This window comes from Paenibacillus solisilvae, assembly GCF_042656405.1.
Lineage (GTDB): Bacteria > Bacillota > Bacilli > Paenibacillales > Paenibacillaceae > Paenibacillus_Z > Paenibacillus_Z solisilvae.
This window is the reverse complement of sequence record NZ_JBHSOW010000146.1, coordinates 1-931: the sequence shown is the minus strand read 5'-3', so window position 1 is coordinate 931 and position 931 is coordinate 1. Positions and strand designations below refer to the sequence as shown.

1 protein-coding gene is annotated in these 931 nt (G+C 47.0%); it reads right to left on the bottom strand.

The window, feature by feature from the left end; genetic code table 11:
• Positions 1-59: 59 nt before the first annotated feature.
• Positions 60-931, bottom strand: an 872-nt coding sequence (locus tag ACFPYJ_RS33080; protein ID WP_379192862.1) for an amidase family protein, incomplete at its 5' end; no start/stop codon positions are given.

Here is a 931-nt window from a genome sequence, read left to right as displayed (position 1 = left end):
TGCCTTTGCGGCATCCGAGCTTAGGCTCCGGTTGAGTGGGAATCAGACCATTCCCCTAATTATTTTAAAAATTGCGGAGGCTTCCGGTGATGGGTTGCTTGTTCATAGGAATACGCTAACTTAATAAGGGTCGGTTCGCTGTATGCTCCGGATAAAAATGAAATACTAATGGGAAGCCCGTCCGATGCAAACCCAGTCGGTACCGAAATGGATGGATACCCGGATAAACTGGCCAAATTGCTGCTGATAGGCGCTTCCCCGCATTTATAGCTTGCGTCATTAACTCCCGGAATGGGCTGAGCGGTACAAAAGCTTGTCGGAAATACAACGGCATCCAGATCATTATCTTTCAGTATTTGATCAATGACTCTCCGAAACATTTCCGGACCATTTTTCAATGTGGCCTGGTAGTAAGGATCCTGAAGTCCCTCTCTGGCCTCTGATGTCTTTAGACGTCCAAGCACGCCAGCATTTATCGGCACATTATTTTTTTCTGCATCCGATATGATGTCAGATAATGTTTTAAACGGAAACGCATCGCCTCTTGTTTTAAAATAATCTTCAAGCTGCCATTTAAATTCCAAATCCGAAATGGTGCTGAAGATTTTACCGGATACGTCAATCAGATCCTGCGGAGTTTTCAAGGAATCCACAATGACGGCCCCTTGTTTTTGCATATCTTTGATGGCGACATTTACGGATTGGTCTACTTCCGCATTGGCCCCGAAATAATTGCGTAAAACTCCGATTCTAGCACCCTTCAGCCCGTTCTTTTTCAAGAATGGCGTGTAGTCTTTATACGACCGTCCAATACTTTGGTAAGTCGCGGGGTCGTCCGGGTCGGCTCCTGCAACAACGCCGAGGACGATAGCCGCATCCGCGACGGATCGGGTTATGGGTCCGCCGACGTCAAACGTCAAGGAAAAGGGAA